16 protein-coding genes are annotated in these 19,767 nt (G+C 42.2%); 13 read left to right on the forward strand and 3 right to left on the reverse strand.

The window, feature by feature from the left end; all coding sequences use genetic code 11:
* The first annotated feature begins 83 nt into the window (after positions 1 to 83).
* The 5 genes from MKY52_RS19700 to MKY52_RS19720 all read left to right on the forward strand — a co-directional run bounded on the left by MKY52_RS19700 (position 84) and on the right by MKY52_RS19720 (position 4,005).
* Complete coding sequence (locus tag MKY52_RS19700) at positions 84 to 1,337, forward strand: stalk domain-containing protein (protein WP_341052934.1); 1,254 nt, start codon at positions 84 to 86, stop codon at positions 1,335 to 1,337.
* Between the two features lie 127 nt (positions 1,338 to 1,464).
* Entirely contained in the window at positions 1,465 to 1,836 is a 372-nt protein-coding gene (locus tag MKY52_RS19705; RefSeq protein WP_341052935.1) for an AraC family ligand binding domain-containing protein, read from the forward strand.
* Between the two features lie 4 nt (positions 1,837 to 1,840).
* A complete protein-coding gene (locus tag MKY52_RS19710) occupies positions 1,841 to 2,137 on the forward strand; it encodes a helix-turn-helix domain-containing protein (protein ID WP_341052936.1) in 297 nt (98 codons plus the stop codon).
* A 73-nt stretch (positions 2,138 to 2,210) separates the two neighbouring features.
* On the forward strand, positions 2,211 to 3,440 hold the full coding sequence (locus tag MKY52_RS19715; RefSeq protein WP_341052937.1) for a multidrug efflux MFS transporter: 1,230 nt from the start codon (positions 2,211 to 2,213) through the stop codon (positions 3,438 to 3,440).
* Positions 3,412 to 4,005: a hydrolase gene (locus MKY52_RS19720; RefSeq protein ID WP_341052938.1), complete on the forward strand. Its 594-nt coding sequence runs from the start codon at positions 3,412 to 3,414 to the stop codon at positions 4,003 to 4,005. Before MKY52_RS19715 ends, MKY52_RS19720 begins: the two co-directional genes overlap by 29 nt.
* A 69-nt stretch (positions 4,006 to 4,074) precedes the next feature.
* Here the strand turns inward: MKY52_RS19720 and MKY52_RS19725 are convergent, their stop codons facing one another.
* Positions 4,075 to 4,887 (reverse strand): undecaprenyl-diphosphate phosphatase, encoded by an 813-nt coding sequence (locus MKY52_RS19725; protein ID WP_042189788.1) that lies wholly within the window; start codon positions 4,885 to 4,887, stop codon positions 4,075 to 4,077.
* A 276-nt stretch (positions 4,888 to 5,163) separates the two neighbouring features.
* Between MKY52_RS19725 and MKY52_RS19730 the strand changes: the two genes are divergently transcribed.
* From MKY52_RS19730 to MKY52_RS19745, 4 genes are all read left to right on the forward strand, one after another.
* A complete protein-coding gene (locus tag MKY52_RS19730) occupies positions 5,164 to 5,730 on the forward strand; it encodes a GNAT family N-acetyltransferase (protein ID WP_341052939.1) in 567 nt (188 codons plus the stop codon).
* 149 nt (positions 5,731 to 5,879) lie between these two features.
* The gene (locus MKY52_RS19735) at positions 5,880 to 7,385 is read left to right on the forward strand and encodes a hypothetical protein (RefSeq protein WP_341052940.1); all 1,506 of its coding nucleotides are present in this window, start codon (positions 5,880 to 5,882) and stop codon (positions 7,383 to 7,385) included.
* A 12-nt stretch (positions 7,386 to 7,397) separates the two neighbouring features.
* Positions 7,398 to 8,156 (forward strand): DUF6063 family protein, encoded by a 759-nt coding sequence (locus tag MKY52_RS19740; RefSeq protein WP_042189773.1) that lies wholly within the window; start codon positions 7,398 to 7,400, stop codon positions 8,154 to 8,156.
* A complete protein-coding gene (locus MKY52_RS19745) occupies positions 8,143 to 12,624 on the forward strand; it encodes a hypothetical protein (protein ID WP_341052941.1) in 4,482 nt (1,493 codons plus the stop codon). Before MKY52_RS19740 ends, MKY52_RS19745 begins: the two co-directional genes overlap by 14 nt.
* A gap of 828 nt (positions 12,625 to 13,452) precedes the next feature.
* Here MKY52_RS19745 and MKY52_RS19750 read toward each other — a convergent pair.
* Positions 13,453 to 14,916, reverse strand: a complete 1,464-nt coding sequence (locus MKY52_RS19750; RefSeq protein WP_341052942.1) for an ATP-binding protein — start codon at positions 14,914 to 14,916, stop codon at positions 13,453 to 13,455.
* Between the two features lie 205 nt (positions 14,917 to 15,121).
* Between MKY52_RS19750 and MKY52_RS19755 the strand changes: the two genes are divergently transcribed.
* Positions 15,122 to 15,844 (forward strand): MOSC domain-containing protein, encoded by a 723-nt coding sequence (locus MKY52_RS19755; RefSeq protein ID WP_341052943.1) that lies wholly within the window; start codon positions 15,122 to 15,124, stop codon positions 15,842 to 15,844.
* A gap of 83 nt (positions 15,845 to 15,927) precedes the next feature.
* A complete protein-coding gene (locus MKY52_RS19760) occupies positions 15,928 to 17,997 on the forward strand; it encodes a serine hydrolase domain-containing protein (protein ID WP_341052944.1) in 2,070 nt (689 codons plus the stop codon).
* Positions 17,998 to 18,092: 95 nt separating this feature from the next.
* Here the strand turns inward: MKY52_RS19760 and MKY52_RS19765 are convergent, their stop codons facing one another.
* Positions 18,093 to 18,524, reverse strand: coding sequence for a flavodoxin domain-containing protein (locus MKY52_RS19765; RefSeq protein ID WP_340971244.1), 432 nt, complete (start codon positions 18,522 to 18,524; stop codon positions 18,093 to 18,095).
* A 413-nt stretch (positions 18,525 to 18,937) separates the two neighbouring features.
* Here MKY52_RS19765 and MKY52_RS19770 point away from each other — a divergent pair, with 413 nt between their 5' ends.
* Both MKY52_RS19770 and MKY52_RS19775 read left to right on the forward strand, forming a co-directional pair.
* A complete protein-coding gene (locus MKY52_RS19770) occupies positions 18,938 to 19,279 on the forward strand; it encodes a DUF4181 domain-containing protein (RefSeq protein ID WP_341052945.1) in 342 nt (113 codons plus the stop codon).
* A gap of 80 nt (positions 19,280 to 19,359) precedes the next feature.
* A complete protein-coding gene (locus tag MKY52_RS19775; protein WP_341052947.1) occupies positions 19,360 to 19,740 on the forward strand; it encodes a phosphatase PAP2 family protein in 381 nt (126 codons plus the stop codon).
* Positions 19,741 to 19,767: the final 27 nt, after the last annotated feature.

A 19,767-nucleotide genomic window follows, 5' to 3' on the forward strand; every position in this document is an offset into this window, starting at 1 on the left:
TTTTGTTATTTATGTCCCACTGTTCAGAAACCTTTTTTAGAGAATGTCGTCTAACAAGATATGGAATTTTGAGGAGGGGAACTATGCGTAAAAAATGGATACTTATAGGCGTCTTGCTGCTTATGGCAATCACTCCATTGATTGATGTCACAAAGATACAAGCCGCAAAAGTATTGTTTGACGGAACTAGTAGTGCGGAGCAACTAAAAGCACTAGCTTCGATTAATAAAATTCGGCAACAAATGGGGTTGGATGATGTGAAACTTGATCCTGCCCTCGTTAAGGCGGCGATTAATCATGCTCGCTACGCTAATGCTAATTTTACGATAAAGTCTGAAGGCGATTTATCTATAGAAGTGAAAGGTCGTGAGTTCTTTACCCAACAAACGCCTAAAGAGAGAGTATTAACTTCGGGTTTTAGCGGAGAAGTACCGGGAATTATGGAAACCGTATATATGAAAGAGCGGGCCTATGATGAATTTGATATGGCTTCAGAGATTAACGAGCTAGCAGTTATGCATGATCGCAGGGAAGTGATGCTGACCCCGGCAGTTGCTTCTATTGGCATTGCACGAGTGGGTAAGTCTACCGTAATTGTTGGTGCTGTGAAGTCAGAAGGCGTAATGATTACACCAGCGACTGCGAGCGTATTTCCTTATGATGGAATGACGGGAGTGTGGTCAGGCAACATTTACAAAATGAATGCACAGCAGTTAATTCAAGGAGAAGCTACAACACTTACGGTCTTTAGTAGTCTACGGGATGTAGCGGACATAAAGGCTAAACTAAGCACACAGGCAGGCAACCGCCACATTAGTATCCCGCTTAGTGTGAAGAAACTCAATTCTGGTTACGGGTATGTATTAACAGCGCAGCGTCAGTTGAGGGGGGATCGGGAGTATACCGCGGAGGTTTCATTTCAATCTGGTGGCGAAATGCTAGTGAAAAAATGGACCTTTAAGACAAGCCCATTCCTGTATCAGTTGAACATTGATGATATGCCACTTCTATCAGCACCGCCGCTAAACATTGTGAATGGCATTTCAGAAGTGCCCATGCGTTATCTCTTTGAGTTATTTGGAGCCAGGGTAGAATGGAACAAGGCAACTCGCACGATTACCGCTGAAAAAAATGGACTTTCTCTGAAGATGACCATCGACGATCATACAGCCTACATTAATGGACAAGCTGTGCAGATGAATAGCCCACCTCATCTATACGGTTACGCGACCTATGTTCCTCTCCGATTTATATCCGAAACGTTCGGATATGATGTAGAATACGATCCGATCGAACGTTCGGTGGACATTTGGACAGGTCTTTATGAATATAAATAATCTATTTTTCCACATACTATATTGTAATTATAGATACTTCAACGACCCCAAGAGAAATTGGAGCAAGCTCGTTAGAACCCTTCAGCATCATGAACTTCTCTTAGTGACTGGAGGGAAGGGCAGCTTTATGATGGAGCGAAAACGACATTCGTTTAAAGCTGGTATGTTATTCTATATTTCTCCAGATGTTAAGCATTCAATAGAGATAGATGCTGAAGATCCCTTATGCTTTCTGTCCGTTCATTTCAACTATGCGAAGGTGAGCATGAACGAGGAGAACTGGGGAATTAGTGGTGATGTGGATTCACTCCATTTGCAAGCTGTATCCGAATTGAAGGATTATTATCAAGTGGAAGATATCTTCGGACAAATGATTCAGAGCTGGAATACTAAGCTGCCAGGGTATGAATTTGTAGCGAAGACTTTGTTACAGCAGCTTAAATACACAAAAACAAAGTCAAAATTACGCTACATCATTAAAGGTGGAAAAAATTATTAATTATATGCATCAAAAGATCAATGAGAAAGTTAGCTTGAGCGAATTGTCAGATTTGGTACAGCTTTCTCCTGCTTATTTATCGCGAGTCTTTAAAGAGATTACAGGTTATTCGATCATTGAGTTTTTTAATAAAATGAAAATTGATAAAGCGAAAGAGCTGATTCTTGCAGGGGACATAAAAATCAAAGCGGTTGCGCAAACCCTTGGATTTACGGATGAATTTTATTTCAGCAGAATTTTCAAAAGAATGACAGGTATCAGCCCTTCGGAATTTCAGAGCAAAAATGTCCATGGATTTTAGAATAATGCATGGTATAGAGCCAATCTGACTGTTAACATGAGGTTGTTATTGTTAGCAGAAAGAAGGCTTTTTTATGTCCATGTGGAAAAGGAATTTGATCGTTTGCTGGTTTGGTATGTTTGTAACGGGTATAGGTATGAGCCAGATTGCGCCAGTATTGCCACTTTACATTAAGCATCTTGGCGTGGATAATGCCGATTCCGTTGCTCAGTTTTCTGGCATTGCTTTTGGGATTACCTTTATCGTTTCAGCCATATTTTCACCCATTTGGGGACTGGCGGCAGACAGGTTCGGACGGAAACCAATGCTTTTGCGGGCAAGTCTTGGGATGGCGATTGTGATCAGCTGTATGGGTTTTGCACCTAATGTGTATGTATTAATTGCACTAAGATTATTACAGGGCACAATAACGGGTTATAGTACAGCTTGTACTACATTAATCGCAACTCAGACGGATAAGGAACATGCAGGATATGCTTTAGGAACCCTTTCAACAGCCAGTATTGCTGGAGCCTTGCTTGGCCCAACGATTGGTGGTTTCATTGCAGAAAGCATGGGTTTACAAAGTTCATTTTTTGTTACGGGTGGACTGATGCTGGTTGCCTTCATTACAACGGCTTTGTTCGTGAAGGAATCTTTTCATCGTGAAGATAAAAAGACGCTGAGTATCAAGGAGGTCTGGAGCAGTGTTCCAGAGAAGAGCCTAACGCTAACCTTGTTTTTAACCTTCTTTATTCTAACTGTTGCTTTATACTCAGTAGAACCAATTATTACGGTATATGTTACTCAGCTCTCCAAGAGTGCTAGTCATGTGGCTCTGCTTGCAGGGATGACCTTCTCAGCTTCAGGGCTGGCTAACATCATTGCTGCTCCAAGGCTTGGCAAGTTGTCTGACCGAATAGGTGCTCAAAAAGTTATACTAGTTGCGCTTATAGCGGCAGGACTTCTGTTTATCCCACAAGCGTTTGTTCAGAATCCTTGGCAGTTAATGGGTCTGCGTTTTCTACTAGGATTAGCGGCAGGTGGGTTAATACCTTCTGTGAATATCCTCGTTAAGAAAATAACACCAGATGCGCATACAGGCAGAGTATTTGGATTTAACATGTCGGCAGGTTATCTTGGCACATTTGCGGGTTCGGTTCTAGGTGGGCAAGTGGCAGCCTGGTTTGGGATCCGAGATGTATTCTTTATTACTAGTGTTTTGCTATTGATAAATGCAGGCTGGGTTTATTTTAAAGTATATAAAAAACTAAGCTTAAATGGGAGAGAAGACAATGGAAGACTTAAAGAGATCAGAAACTGAATGTATTGATGCAAAGAAAACGGCGCTGGTTGTAATCGACTTGCAAAATGGAATTGTTAACATGCCTAATAAGGCTCCACATACAGGTGAGCAGGTGGTTCAGAAAGGTAGCAGTTTAGTTCAAGCCTTCACGGAAAAGGGGGCATTTGTAGTACTTGTAAGAGTATCCTCGTTAGATGGACAGGATATGTTAAGACCTCAAACAGATCTGAAGATGAATGCAGGAGCCATTCCAGAAGGTTGGGATACCTTGGTGCCTGAATTATCTGACTTCAAAAACGCACATGTGATATCTAAACGTCAGTGGGGGGCATTCTTCGGAACGGATCTTGATTTACAGCTACGGCGTCGTGGTATAGATACAATTGTCTTGTGTGGTATTTCTACATCCATCGGTGTGGATACGACAGCTAGAGAAGCTTATCAGCTTGGTTACAACCAAGTTTTTGTGGAAGATGCAATGACTGCTTCTACGAAAGAAGAGCATGACTATGTGTGTAAAACCATTTTCCCTAGGATCGGCAAGATTCGGTCGAGTGTTGAAGTAATATCCCTGTTAAAATAGGATGAAAAGCCCTCATGCTCTCTGTAATCCCAGAGATTGTCATGAGGGCTTTTGTTTGAAATCATGTACTTACATGAAGATAAGGAGTAGTATCCCAGCCAAGAAGCAGTAATAAGAGAAGTACTTCAAATTACCTTTAGCCATAATCCCCATAAACCAGCGCATAGAAAAATACGTAACGATTAGTGTAGTGATAAATGCAATTAAGTATGGAATTGCTAGTTGCGCTCGGTTCGGGTCACTGGCAATATCAGATGCACCCATAACAAGTCCGCCCAGACTGATTGGAATATACAGCATAAAAGAAAAGCGTAAAGCAGTTTCTTGCTTCATTCCCACAGCAATGGAAGAGATGACCGTTGCGCCTGAGCGACTTATTCCAGGAATAAGAGCTACAGCTTGGGCAAGTCCGACTATGACTGCATCCTTCGCTTTTAAATCCCCATCTTGTTTACGACCGCGAAGATTACGAATTAACCATAAAGCAACCCCGGTTACCAGCAATGCGATGGACACGGTGTGTACTGACGAGAAGATCTCCTCAATTTGGTCCTTAAAGAACAAGGCTACGATAACCGCAGGCATGGTGCCAATGATAATGTACAAAGAGAACATAAAATCTGACTTATATTCCTCTTTGCGGGTCAGAATAAATTGAACGAATCCAGTGATCAATCTTCCGATATCTTTGCGGAAAATAAAGCAAATCGCAATTAGAGAAGCCGTATTTGTTAGGATTTCAAATGATAGCCCATTCTGTTTTAAGCCTAGCAATTTCTGCGCGATGATTAAATGGCCGCTCGAGGAAACGGGGATTGGCTCAGTTGCCCCTTGAACAAACCCTAGAAACAAGTATTTAAGCCACAGTATAATATCTTCCATTTTTCCTCCCAGTATTTTTGTAATCTTTTTAATCATATCTCATTCAATGAAGAAATGACAATAGAACCATCGTGCCATATCTAAGTTCATCCCCTTAAATGAGGACTTGACTGAACCAGTTATAATATTCTTGAATGGCTTCTTCACTAACCGAGCCTATCGCGAAAGTAAACTAAATGAGGTGGAACTATTAGTAGTTCATTAATTAAAATTCATCGGCAGGACATTCCGAAAGCCGCCAGCGTTCTGGCAGAAGCCTTCGCAAAGGATGATCCATTGTATCAGCATATTTTGCCTGATGAAACAACCAGACTCCGCGTATTAAACATTTTTTTTCATCGTTATATTGAGATGTTGTATCCTTATTCGGATTTACTAACGACGTCAACAAATTATGAAGCTGTCGCCTTGGTGTTCCATTCGGAGCGTCAGAGCGGGACATTGATTTCGAACGTCAACTATATGAAACAAATTGGGCTTGCGATTCTCAAGTGTTTACCGATTTGCCGAATCATTGGTGTGCGAGGATTTATTCGAGGGTTAGCCACTTTGCGCAGTATGAGCTCCTTATGGTTATCGATGTTTGGAGATCAGAAGTATATGCATTTGGATATGCTTGTAGTGCAAGAACGTTACCGTGGGCAAGGATATGTATCAAAAATTATGATGCCGCTGCTCGCCGAGTGCCGCGAGAAGAATGCATTATGCACGTTAGAGACACAGACGCTAAGTAATCTTCCCATCTATGAGCATTATCAATTCCGCACGGTTAAGGTTATCCCTTTACCCAACAGTACATTAGAGCAGTATTGCATGGTATGTACTCCAGATTCTGCAGAGTAGAAATGCTTGTATAGAATCTATTATTTTGTTTAACAATAAATAGCACAACCTTCGATGAATTGATATAATAGAAACATATATTCGCGTACTTCAGAACCCTATACGGATGTATACGGGTTTTATTTTTATTTGGTGAGGATGGCAGAAAGATGAATTGGTCGGATTTTGGCGAACGAAATAAACGATTGAATCCCCTATGGAATCTGGGGGCTGGGATGAACCTTGGCGAAATCCAACCGTACAAAGAAATGGTATCTTTAAGCATCTTGTTGCAAGTCTATTATTTGGAGCTAGAATCCAATGAGAGAAGATCCAAGGAAGATATAATAGCGTTGGCTTGGACTGCATTGGAACGGTTCAATATTGCGAATCTCGGGACTACCGAATCCGTAGAACGTTTAGTAGACGGCCTGCTCTGGAGCGGAAATGGTGGGGATTTCGAATCCTATTATTATGATGATGCGGCTCGGCAAATGTCTGTGCAGAAATATAAGTATTTCATGGTGGATGAGGATGCGACCCGCAGTAGCTGGGAAGAGAGCGGCAGAACAATCTATCGTCTCTCCGAGTATGCCATGGAGCTTATTTTTATGAGTCATGAGATTATCGAAGAGTTCCAGATCAGCATCAAGCTGCTCGAGATTCAGATGCATATTAAGCATGGACGTGTAACTAGGGCGCTTCAGGATGTGAATGAGCTTATCTCCCGGGTTAGGAAGATGACTCATGAGCAGCAGGAATACCGGAATGCATTGCGCCGTAACCCGAAGCATATTTTTAGTGAATTCGGAGTGGCTCGACATCAGCGACTTGAAGAAATTCATCAGCAATTCGATGAAGAACGCAAGCATTTTGATAATATTCATCGTTCTCTGGCCCGGCTAGCCAATGACGAGAAAGATGTGATCGACTTTAATGAGATCCGTATTCTTTCTGAACGAGTCGAGCTCTCAAGGCGTGTACACGATGAGCTGGCTGAGATAGTCTTGAATATTTTCGAGGTGGAGACCAACTTAAGATTGAACTTTCCTGAACTATTCTGGGGAGCCGCCGGCTTTAATTTTCGTACGCATGTATGGGAGGAATGGGTTAAAGAAGAGGGTCTGCCAAGCGGTGACAGTCTTGATCTGCTGCTAGGTGGATTGTTCGCTCCGAATCAGGATTTTGTCTATCCACTTCCTTGGGCTTGGGAGGAACAAGAGGTTGGTTTTATCCCGGATATAGTAATAGATGAACTTGAAGATGAGCTCTATGCTGAGAATGCTCAATATATTCCTAAAGGCATTCCATGGGCGGAAGTCGTTGAACTGTGGAAGCCTGTGTTCAGTGCACTAGCCCAGCGAGGGAGCTTTACGTTTACTACAGAAGCTTTTACCGAGGAGGAATTAACAAGATGGGCACGCACACCAGATGCTGTCGATCTGTGGGTGCAGTTTTTTCATTCAGAGATTGTAGTACAGGAACAGGCTCCGGAGAACAGCAACGGATCTGATGAATGCCAACTGCTAATCAGGTACGTACTAGCGGATGATCCTCAACTGGAGAGCTTGCACGGCAAGCTATTGCGGACGAGCATTGCGCAAGAATCAGCCCTAAGGGTACGCTGGTCTGGTCTAGACATGAGCCCATATACTATTACGATCGTGGAGAGGTGAGAGGTTACTAGCATGAGTTATACATTAGAACAGGTACAGCAAGCTTCACGGCTATTTTTTGAATTACTTCGTAAAAAAGTAATCCCTCTCGATGATCCTGCGGCAGCGGAATGCCTGCAGGATGCAGGAACATATGATGCGCTTCAATATGTTGCCAAGGAGGCAGGCTGCCGAGTGATGAATTCGGGACACCGTCTCCATTTGTTGGTCAATCCACTCGGGTCAGTGTTCGCCACCAACTTTACCCAGTTGAAGAATAAATACTCACGAATTGAGCGCAAAACTCATTTACATATCATTAATATCATCATCCTTGTGTTTCTGGCCGAGATGGATCAGGACGAGACTCACTTTAAGTCCGGGCAGGACAGTATGTCCTATATACAGATATCCGATCAGGTGTCTTCACTTTTCCAAGCATGGATGCAGATGGATGATGAAGGTAGGTTTAGTCAGCAGTGGCGCTTAGATATCCAAGCGATGTCGAAGGTGTGGACTAACCTCTATATGCAAACTAAGAGTCAGGAAGAGAGCGATCTTCTGACAAGAGGCGCAGGCTCACGAATTGGGCTGATTCATGAAGGCATGAAGCTCCTGGAAGAGGAGAAGCTCGTGTTCATCTCGGAGTCAGAGAAGCGGATATTCCCACGGGAAGAGCTTTATGAGAGAATGCGGTATTTATATCATGATGTTGACCGGTATCAGGAATTGAAGAAGCTCATCGGACGAACTTTAGCTGAGAAAGACGGTGCTATTAATGCCGCGGATTGAACGCATACGGATTACGGGACTTAAATATGAGAAAATGCTCAAGAAATATGATGATATGATTCTGGACCTCTGTAACGAAGAGGGGCCAAGCAATACGCTTATTACGCTAATGAATGGTGGCGGGAAGGGCGTACTGCTGCAATCCATATTTCAGTTATTAATGCCCAAAACGCCATGGGGAAAAGACAGTGAGAACCAGGTGGAAGCATTTTTTCATAATCATAAAAAACAACTTAAACCTTATACCTTTCATGTAGCTATCGAATGGCATCTGGACAACAATGAGCGTAATGAATATATGACGACTGGTATTGCTATGACGGCACATAACTCACTGGATCAGCAGGATATTAAAGTGGATTACCTTCTATACGCACTTACGGATTATGGCGATGCGTCTGAACTCACCCTTTCGACGTTGCCACTCTTCGATGAAGAGACTGCTGAACCTACGAGTTTTGAAACGATCCAGCAATTTATACGAGATCGGCGGGGAGAAATTGTACCTTTCGGTAGCCATAGCTCGGATTTAAAAAGATATTATGATTTCCTGGCTACCCGGGATATCCATATCGCCGAGTGGCGCAATATGCGGCGGATCAATGGGGAAGAGGGCGGTATTAAAGGTTATTTTAAGAAGAATGACGCCTTTACCAACCATAACTTATTCGAAAAGCTAATTATCCCTGAGATCGGCTCCAGTCTAAATGAGGGACCCAAAGAAGAAGACAATACGCTGCAGCGGATGTTTATTGACACGGCGACAGTAGCTCAACGTCTACCGATGCTTGAACAGCGGGAACAGGTCTATACAGAGTTTCTTGGCATGGCTGCACCTTTATACGAGCTGGTGAAGCTAGGAGTAGAGGCAGAGAGTGTTGTTCAAGAAACGGAACTTCGTGGGCGTCAGATCTTTACGGTTATTCATGAAGAACAGAGAAATGCGGAAGAAGAGCGAAGTAAGGTTGGTAATGAACTGGCGGGGCGTTATCAGGATGCGAAGCAATTGCGATTTGAGACAGACAATCTAAAGTATTTGAGCAGCAAGGAAGAAATGGAACTGAAACAAGAAGAGTTCAAAAAGCTTAGTGATGATCAGAGACGTGCACGTGGACGGTTGGACGATTCCAAGACTCAGGAGAAAAAGCTTGAAGTGGCTCATTTCTTAGCTAAACGTATGCTCCACACACGACAAATTGAGCAATGGCAGAAAGAAATTCAAGCGATCGAAGGATCTCTGGAGATGAAAGAACGTCAAGAGGTCATTCAGACGGCTAAAGAAAAGCTTCGTAAACAATGGGATGTGGTGTCAAGCCTCTGGCAACAAACGATCAGAGGATTTGGAAACGCTGAGCGAGCACTGACGACTGAAGAAAAAGGTCTGCGCAAGGAGCGGGAGAGCTTCCTGTTGGAGTTAGCAGGCCTGGATATCCAGATTAATGAATTGACGCTATCTATCCGTCAATATACAGAAGAACTCGGAACATTCGCAGCTCAGCATGGTCAGGACGCTGCACATGCTCCGGTGGCGGCGCTTCAACGTACGATTTCAGCTGCCAAAACGATACTTCTGGATATGGAAGTGCTAGACGAACAGCATAAAGAGGCAGAGAACCGAAAGCTGGCACTGCATAAGAATCACGCAGAACTCAGCGAGAAGCATCGCTCTTATGAACGAGAGGTAGACGAGCTCGGGGCACTGCTTGATTCGCAGACCTATAAAGAATCACAATTATGGTCACAGATTGTTGTTCTACTGGAAATGTTTGATGAACATAATCGTTTGGGAGCTACTGGCCTTTTTGAAGAGCAGGATACGATTCAACTACGATTTATCCGAAAAATGGATGAAGTGGAGCAGCAGACAAAACGTTCCAGACGAGAGTACTACAATCAGCTTATGGACGTGGAACTTCAGAATCAATCCTACTGGCTGCCGAATTCAGATATTCTCGCGGTCAAGGATACACTCGATTCGCTCAAGATTCAATCCACACCGGGCAGTTCCTATTTAAATGATCGTCCATACCTTGAACGTGAGGAAGAACTAGAGCGCCATCCACTCCTTCCTTATAGTCTGATTGTTACCCGGCGCGAAGCTGATAAAATTAAACCGGATTTGCTGAAGGACACACTGCTGAAATCAGCGGTGCCTATCTTTATCCGTGAAGAGATGGCAGCTTCAGATCCAGTATCTTTTAAGCTTCTAGCTAACCAAGGCCCACAAATGGTACTGGAGCCAGATCGGTTCTTAAACTTTAAGAGCGGTATTCAGGCGAAGCTTAAGGAGCAAGAACAAGTGCTTCAGGACGCGGAGGCTTATTTATCGAAGTTGAAATCTGTGCGTCAGGAATATGAGCGGTTATATCAAACAGAGAACACTGTGACGATTACAGCCAAACGCAATACCCTTATGAAACTGCAAAGTGAACTTCAGCAGAGCATTATCAGTCTGAGCAGCGAGATTAATGAGAACGAGAGCACGCTTGCTCGGATCGGTCGTGAACTTATCGAGAATAAGGTGCTTAGTGCAGAGCATGAGCAGAGAGCAGCAGCGTTGCAAGGTTGGATTGAACGTTCGAAGAAACATGAGCAGGATCAAAAGGAGAAGAAAAAGTATACAGATCGTAAGAGTCTAGTGAGCAAAGAGCTTGCGAGTAAGGACCAGCAACTCGAGCATCTTGAAGCGCAAATGGTAAGTCTTGGCGGAGAGCGCGAGAAATGGATGGGAGATGCCAAGTATGCTCTGTTTCCTAGACTGCAGCATTGGTTCCCTGAAATTGTATTTCCGACATATCATCAGCTTTCGGATGATATGGAACCCACACCAATAGATCCCGTAGAGCAGAACCTTCTGTTGCAGCAGCTCAGTACCGTTGAAAGTCTGCAGCAATCGCTGACGGAGAATGAGCTTGAAATTCGAACAAGAGCCGCCCAGATTAAAGCGGCGAGCGAGAATCTAATGGAGCTTGAAGCCAGCCTGAATCAAGTGGATGAGAATTGGCGGAAGGTAACAGAGCCTGCTGAATCTACTGAATCCATTATGGCTGCAAGAAACCGTCAAAAGTCGGAAACTGCTTCACTGGAAGAAGACTATCAGATGGTTCACGATTCTTTCATCCGTTGCCAGACCGAATTGGAGAATTTGCAGAAGGAATTGCGTAAGGTAGAAAAAGGAATCAAAGAGAAACATGAGCGTGCCGTGGAAATTTGGAATGAGCAACTCGAGCAAAAAGAGGCGGACATTCAGGAGCGTTCCCAAGAGAATGAGCTCATGCTTAACCAGTGTAAACGATCTTTGGAAAGAATGGATGCGCTTATTCAGACGTTATCCAATCAAATCAAGATCATGAATGCACATATTGAGGATCGGGTCAATCTACGGACTGTGCCAGAAGAATTAATGCTGAGCGTAAGAGAAGGCTGTGAGTCACTGGTTGCTGACTGGCTTCTTCGTATTAAGGATAGCCGAGTTAGACGGGACGAGGTCTCCAGAAAGGTGAAGGAAGAGAAAAATTCATTAACCGGAAAACTTGCCAAAAACGAACGGAATTCTGAACTGGAGACCAAGATTCTAGATCGTTTAAATACGGTTCATTGGGATAACTTCGCTATTGCTCAGCAAGTTCTAGATTCGATGTTACGTAGTTCACGCGATCAGATTGAGAGCATTCAAAGCGATAAGGAGGATATGGATCTGTCCCGCAAGATGTGGGTAGCCCGTGCTTCTTATCGTGTAGTACAAATCATTGATATTATGAAGCGAATGGAACGTCGGATGATTATTCATAATGAGAATAATTATGCCTTCCCGCTGGTACGCCTGAATTATAAGAATATCAATATACCGAGATCTAGCGATGAGGTAGAGCCGATGGTCAGCGACTATTTCAATCGGTGTATCCATGAATTGCTCTCAAAATATCCAAAGATTGAACAAGTACCAGCATTAGTAATCAAAGAGGTTATTAATGACGGGCGAATCGTCTATGCGGCGCTTCAGAATCGCTTCCCGATTCTTCAGGTATATAAACCAGTAACGGAAAATTACTTCCTCTACGCCGCTCCGGAAGACTACCATTATTCCGACTGGGAGATCATCAATCGGGGTGCGCTGGATGAGGCTGTCGGCAGCGGTGGACAGCGTCAATCTGTACAGCTACTGGTAGCCATGATGATCATGACGCATAAACGTGTGAATCGTGAGAACAAAGGATGGACGGTCTTTTTATATGACAATCCTTTTGGAGAAATGGTATCTAATAATGTGCTTGATCCCGTATTTGAAATTTCTAAGGCTCTTAAATTTCAGTGGCTGATTGTAACGCCACCGGAGCTAGTGAAGAATGACGTTAGCGTTCGCTTTGGTGTGTACTGGCAGCTCTATTTCGGAGGTGTTAAAGGGGATATGTTAGAATCCACCCTAGTCAAGGGAGGAAGAAAGCTCATTCCTGTTTCGCTTTTTTGATCCCTTGTATCAATAATGAAAGAAGCTTAGTAGCATAATGCTGCTGGAGCTTCTTTTTCGTTATACATTATCTTTATCTTTCTCGCTTATAACGCTTACCGGCCTTAAAGGACGCCGAAGGCGTATATGCTTACTATAATAGAATTAATAAAATTTCGAGACTGCGGAGAAATGTATGCGAAAAACCGAATACAATGTGCCGCCGGTAACGTAAACGAGCCGAATGTATGCGAAAAACCGAATACAATGTGCCGCCGTAACGTAAACGAGCAGAATGTATGCGAAAAACCGAATACAATGTGCTGACGATAACGTAAACGAGCCGAATGTATGCGAAAAACCGAATACAATGTGCTGACGGTAACATAAACGAGCCAAATGTATGCGAAAAACCGAATACAATGTGCCGCCGGTAACGTAAACGAGCCGAATGTATGCGAAAAACCGAATACAATGTGCCGACAGTATCGTTAACGAGCCAAATGTATGCGAAAAACCGAATACAATGTGCCGCCGTAACCTAAACGAGCAGAATATATGCGAAAAACTGAATACAATGTGCCGCCGGTAACGTAAACGAGCCGAATGTATGCGAAAAACCGAATACAATATGCCGACAGTATCGTTAACGAGCCCAATGTATGCGAAAAACCGAATACAAGGTGCCGCCGGTAACGTAAACGAGCCAGCACCGTTATTCTCCCCAAATTACCCGTGAATGGGTTTGTTATTAGGGAATAAGTGCAATATGGTCCGTTAAGCGGAACCTCACTACGAAGGTATGGATACTAGTATGAATAAGGATCATTCATTGCGGCACTTCATATGCTATACCGCAGCTTCCTCTGGCTCTAAAATTTTTGGAATGGTTACCGTAAATGTAGTGCCTTGCTCAGGAACACTTTCTACAGTGATCGCTCCGCCATGATTATGTACAATATTCTGCGTGATCATAAATCCAAGGCCTGTTCCTGTTTCTTTTGTCGTATAAAATGGTTTACCAAGTGCTTTAATCTGTTCCTCTGTCATCCCGCAACCTTCATCTTGCACGCTGATTCGGGCTTCGCTTTCATTTGTAAGCACGTGAATATATATATTTCCTCCACTATTCATGGCTTCCATCGCATTTTTAAGTAAATTAATAAATACCTGTTTCAGCTGATAAGCCTCACCATGGATCCATATGGAGTGATCTGTACAGACAGGGAGGATCTGAAGGTTTTTCAGTGCAGCTTGTCCATTCATTAGTGTGGTGACTTGTTCTAGTAAAGATAATAAATCCACTGGTTTACTGACATGTGTCGTTTGTGGCTTGGATAAAACCAGCAGCTCGTTGACGATAAATTCGATGCGTTTCAATTCTGACTCAATAATGAAAAAATATTTATCATTCATGCGCTCGGAAGAGCGAAGCAGCTTCATAAAGCCGTTAATGGCGGTAAGCGGATTTCTGATTTCATGCGCGATTCCAGCTGCTAATTGCCCTGCGGTAGATAATTTCTCGGATTGGATTAGCCGTTCTTCTTCCAGCATTTGCTGAGAGACATCTTTAAATATTCCGATAAATGCCATGTTTCCATTGAAGATAATCGGTAATGTGAATCCATCCACAAATTTCTGCTGACCATTTAAGCAATTAATTAAGTAGCAAACAGAGCCAATCGTGTCACCACTATAATATCTTTCCCTTCGTTCTTGGAGGATTGCATGATTGGTAAGGTCTACAATATTAGTAGTGGATGTACCCACCAATTGATTCAGGCTCTCCGCATGGATTAACTGTAAGCCCGCTGAATTCACATACTGAATAATCCCTTTTGCTGTAATAACAACGATCAGAGGTAATCCCTCCAGGAGTTGCAGGAATGATTTATCTTTTTCTAGTAGACTGCTTTCCGCTTCTTGCAGCTGAGTTTCTATATGCCTGATCAAGGTCTTGTTCTCAAATTGAGTAAAATAATATAGGGGTGCACCATTAGCTCCCGAAACGATAGATATGGAGATCTCTATTGATAACAGCTGTCCGGTTGGTAGGTAGTAGTCCTGTTGGAATCGATGCGGATGGATGTTCATAGAGGAAAGAGACCTTCCAAGCTCAGCAATTTCATGGATTTGACTTAGAAGGGTTCGGACGGATGGTGAAGGTGTTATTAACTCGTTATGATCATATCCCAATAGGGTACTTAGGGCTGAATTCCATTTTAGGAACGTTCCATCTAACGAAACTAGAGCCATTCCAATTACAGCATGTGTAAAAGAAAAATCAAAACTTTGGAATTCATTGGACCGCACTGCTATTCACCTCTCATATTCTTTCCACTATATGTAATAGTCATAGTATAAAACATATATTCAAGTAAAATATATAAATTTTTATGTGATCGAGAATCGTTCGAAATAGCTATGTGTTATTGTGAAAATAAGGGTGCAAGAGTCAAACGATTTCAGGTAGAATTAAAGGATATGTTGTATTTTTAGAAAGTGGAGGGGTTGTACCGTGCAATCAATCGTTGGTGAAATCAGAGAAATTAATCGCTATCCAGTCAAGTCATTTGCAGGTGAACGATTGGAAAGCTGTGTGATAGAACCGTATGGAATGTTAGGGGATCGCTTCTGTGCCTTTTATGATGAGTCAAAAGAGGGCTGGTGGCGGTATTTTACGGCTAGAAATAATCCTAAAATGCTTACTTACCAAGCGCAATTTATCAATGGAGAAATTCATGTAAGGGCATCGGATGGACGAACCTTTGGGTGGGATGAGCATTTATTGGAAGAAATCCAAAGCCAAACTAAAACGCGAATTACCATGTCTAGTATAAAAGCTTCACATCCACAGCCAGAGCACCCGCAATTGTTATCGGTGGATGGCGCCAGTATTTTACTCATCACGGATGCTAGTTTGAAGAAGCTAGAGGCTGCGTGGGGACATTCCTTAGATCAGCGACGGTTTCGTGGGAACTTTGTTATAGCTCTAAGCGATGAATCTCTTTTCGAAGGGGATTGGATCGGGCGGCAGCTCTCCATAGGAGATGTTCAGCTACAGGTAGATAGTTTTTGTGAGAGATGTATGGTTATCACGATGGACCCAGATAGTCAGGAAAGAGACCCTAAATTATTGAAAAAACTAAACCAAGAATTTGAACTACACTTCGGAGTGTACGCTTCTGTAGTTAAGACAGGGGAAATCAGAATCGGAGACAAAGTAGAATTAATGGATTAGATAATGATATAAACGTCCTTTACATTCTTATATGGATAAATTACCCTTTATAGGAATGGAAAATTCAGAGTGGGAGGGAATGTATGATGAAGAAAATAATATCCCTGTTGATGGTATCTTTACTTTTAGTAGTTTATCTTCCTACGAATGCACTAGCAGCGGATAGTAGCAAAACACAAACATATGTGAACACTCAGAAGGTCGCGGCAGAGAAGGCAGCATTCTTAACGGAAAAGATAGGAACGACAAGTCTCCAATATGCTCTTATCGATGGCGATAATATCGTTATGAGCGGCACAGCTGGATACAGCCATGTGGAGAGCAAGACAGCACCAAGCACTACAACGATGTATGGAATTGGCTCGACGAGTAAAATGTATACGACCGCTTCTATTATGAAGCTCGTTGATCAAGGAAAGGTAGATTTGGATGCACCTGTCGTATCGTATCTGAATCATTTTACGATGGAAGATTCACGTTATAAGCAAATCACCGTACGAATGCTGCTGAATCATTCATCAGGTCTTGGGGGTTCGAACTTATCAAACTCTTTCTTATTCAATGATTCTGATTCTATCGCCAAAGATAATTTGCTGGCGACTTTGACAACTCAACGCCTAAAGGCAGATCCAGGAGCCTACTCAGTATATTGTAATGATGGATTTACGCTGGCGGAGTTGATTGTTGAGAAAGTCAGTGGAATGGACTTCACTACATTCATCCATCAGAATTTTACAGGTCCTTTAGGGCTTGGGCATACGAAAACGCCACTAGATTCTGTGGATTCTAGACAGCTGGCAAGTGTATACAATGCTACCTATCCTGCCGCTTTACCCCAAGAGACGATTAACGTGATTGGAACAGGGGGCATCTATTCTACGGCTGAAGATTTGGTGCGGTTTGCAACTATTTTCACTGGAGGATCGAAAGAAATTCTGTCAGAAAAATCAGTAAAAGCGATGGAGCAAGAGGAGTACAAGCGTGGAATGTGGCCAAAAGGAAAAGATAATTCGTTTGCGTATGGATTGGGCTGGGACAGTGTAAATTTATATCCATTCAATCAGTACGAGATCAAAGCTCTGACAAAGGGTGGGGATACAACTCTGTATCATACTTCACTTGTTGTATTGCCTGATCAGAAGATGGCAGCAGCTGTGGTATCTTCTGGTGGGGATAGCACAACCGATCAGATGCTTGCTAACGAAATATTGCTCAGTGCGCTACAAGAAAAGGGAGTTATCAAGGAACGAAAACCTACACCTACATTTAAAGCTTCGAACAAAGAGGTTATGCCGCAGGAATTGCTGGATTATGCTGGTGTCTATGCTGATTCTACACAACTGATGAAGATAGAGATTAGTAAAGCTGGGGAATTAAGTGTATCTTCGATTATGGCACCTACATTTCCAGCTCAGAAATTTTCGTATAATACAAACGGTGAATTCTTAGATGAAACGGGTACTAATAAAGTCAGCTTTGTGAAGGAAAGCAATGGTCGTGTCTACCTTTGGATTCAAGGGTACGGGGTCATTCCAGGGCTTGGTGAGACTGCTCTTTCTCAATATTCAGCTGAAAAGCTAGAGGCAAACGCTTTATCCAATGAGATCTTATCAGCTTGGCAGCAGCGTCAAGGGAAATTGTATTTTGATGTCAGTGAGAAGTATAGCTCACAATTTTACATGAGTATGCCAGTAGCTGGAATTGCTATGTTCCCTGATGCACCGGGCTATATGGGCTCAAATAAAATAACTGGGCCGAATAAAGCTGAAATGACCGTGCAAATTCCAACTTTAGGTGGGCGCGATCTTGCGGATATTGTTTTTGAAAATAAAGAGGGCGTGGAGTATCTCAAGATTGGAAACCAATTATTTATAACGCAGGATGCCATTAAACCTATCTATGCCGGCCCGCAATCATTGGTAACCATTCAAGCAGATGGATATGCGAGATGGTATGAAGTACCTGAGACAGCATCAGGCAAGTTGATGACAGTAGGGCTACCACCTAAAGGTTCCTTTGCTGTCTATGATGCGAATGGTGTGTGTGTAAATTTCTCTACTGTCAGTGGTCTTACGAAAGTTAAACTTCCGAATAACGGGAAGATTGTATTTGTAAGCGATGTGGGTGCGAAGTTTGAATTGACAATCAAGTAGTAATAAACCATTTAAGTATATTTTATTAAAAAAGATCCTGTTATCCAGATAATATATCTGGATAACAGGATTTTTATTAGAAAATTCTATATTCCCTATTTAAAATTCTTAGAAAACTCTTTTATTTTATCTACAAAAATCCCCTTGAGCTGATCAGTACCTTCTTTGGGAGCCTTATAGGCTTTATAACCGCCAAAGGATTCGATGCAAACCGCAGCTTTTTTTAAATCATCTGGGAAATTCTTCTCAATTAATTCCTCCGTAGTCTTTGGTTTTTCGTTACAAATATAGTAGCCCATCTTCTTATTTAGTAACTCATCTTTATTTTTTTTGATAAAATCACGAATCGCTTTATATATTTTCTCGTCTCTTACTCCAGCACCTAAAATAATGCTATCAAATGCCTCAAGACTTGGCTTCTCTATTTCAATATTACAGATCTTACTCTGAGGAAGCTCTTCTGATAATACCTTTGCGCATTGCTCTGTTGCCCCTGATTTTGTAGCGTATAGAATAAGTACTGCCATTGTGGTCCCTCTTTTCAGTTTAAATTGTTCAGGTTTAAAAATACCCTCACAAATCGAATATCTTGATAATCAAGGTATTATCTATACTATCGAAAATGCAGATCTTTTGTCAAGTTAGCAACAAGTTCTCATGCGTTAATCAAACACCCTTATTATGGTATCATAGGGATAATTACGCTATCACTAACTACATCTTTTAAGAATCAAACGATAAAGAGGGGAGTGGAGATAAGTTGAGTATTATCGTAATGCTAGTCATCTATTTTTTGCTTGGAGTATTCGTGATTAAATTAGGCATCGATAACTCTAGAAGTACGCAAATATCAAAAGAAATATTAAATGAGTTAAGAGAAATCAAAGAACTAATGATAAGAAATAAATATGAATAACTTCTTAGAAGGAGGGCATCAGGATTGATCATTCCATTTTTATTATTAATTATTGCTTTTTCTGGTTATTTTTTAAGGATATGGATTGTTGGCCCGGATAAAGAAAAACTTTCTGACGACGGTAATGAGCTAAATATAAAAGGTAAATTAATACTCGGACTTATTGGATTAATTTCGGTAATTGTCATAATGATAGCTGATGGCGTACAGGGGATGGGAATGAAGTGGTTTTGGATTGTATTCATAATTATTTCCCTAGGATTTCAGTCATTTATTGATTGGAAATTTATAAAGCATACGAAACAACATATCGTTTCACTGATTTTGTTAGTTGAAGGTGTGGTGTTAGTTTATTTCCTTTTCTAATCGTTTGTACCATAAAGCCTAATCTCCTGTCAGCGTGCACAGGGGATTAGGCTTTTTTTGCTAGGATGCGTTTTCGTAATATGGAGGGCGATTATTCTCTATTTACAAGCTGGTTTCTCCCCGAAGGTATTCAAGAGAACGACGTCACAACGGAAGCATACAAATCCTTTCCTTCGGTTCACTCTGCCAATGGCTGGACTATGATGCTGTGGATGCTGTGGATGATGTTTATGCCTTTCGCTAATAAATGGCGCAATATCATGCTTGTCTGTGCGGTAGTGTGGGGAATCAGCACCTCGACTAGCCGCGTCATTATGGGAGATCATTTTGCAACGGATGTATTATTTGGAGCATTTTGTATGCTGCTGTTCTGTAAGCTCTTTAAGGTTGATCTGTATCCTAATAGTCAGCCTAACGCTACCGCTCTGTTAAAAGATAAAAATGCCCCCTATTTTCGTTAAAATACGGACAGTTTAAATGAATCAGCT

The organism is Paenibacillus sp. FSL P4-0184, from assembly GCF_038004625.1.
GTDB lineage: Bacteria > Bacillota > Bacilli > Paenibacillales > Paenibacillaceae > Paenibacillus_AQ.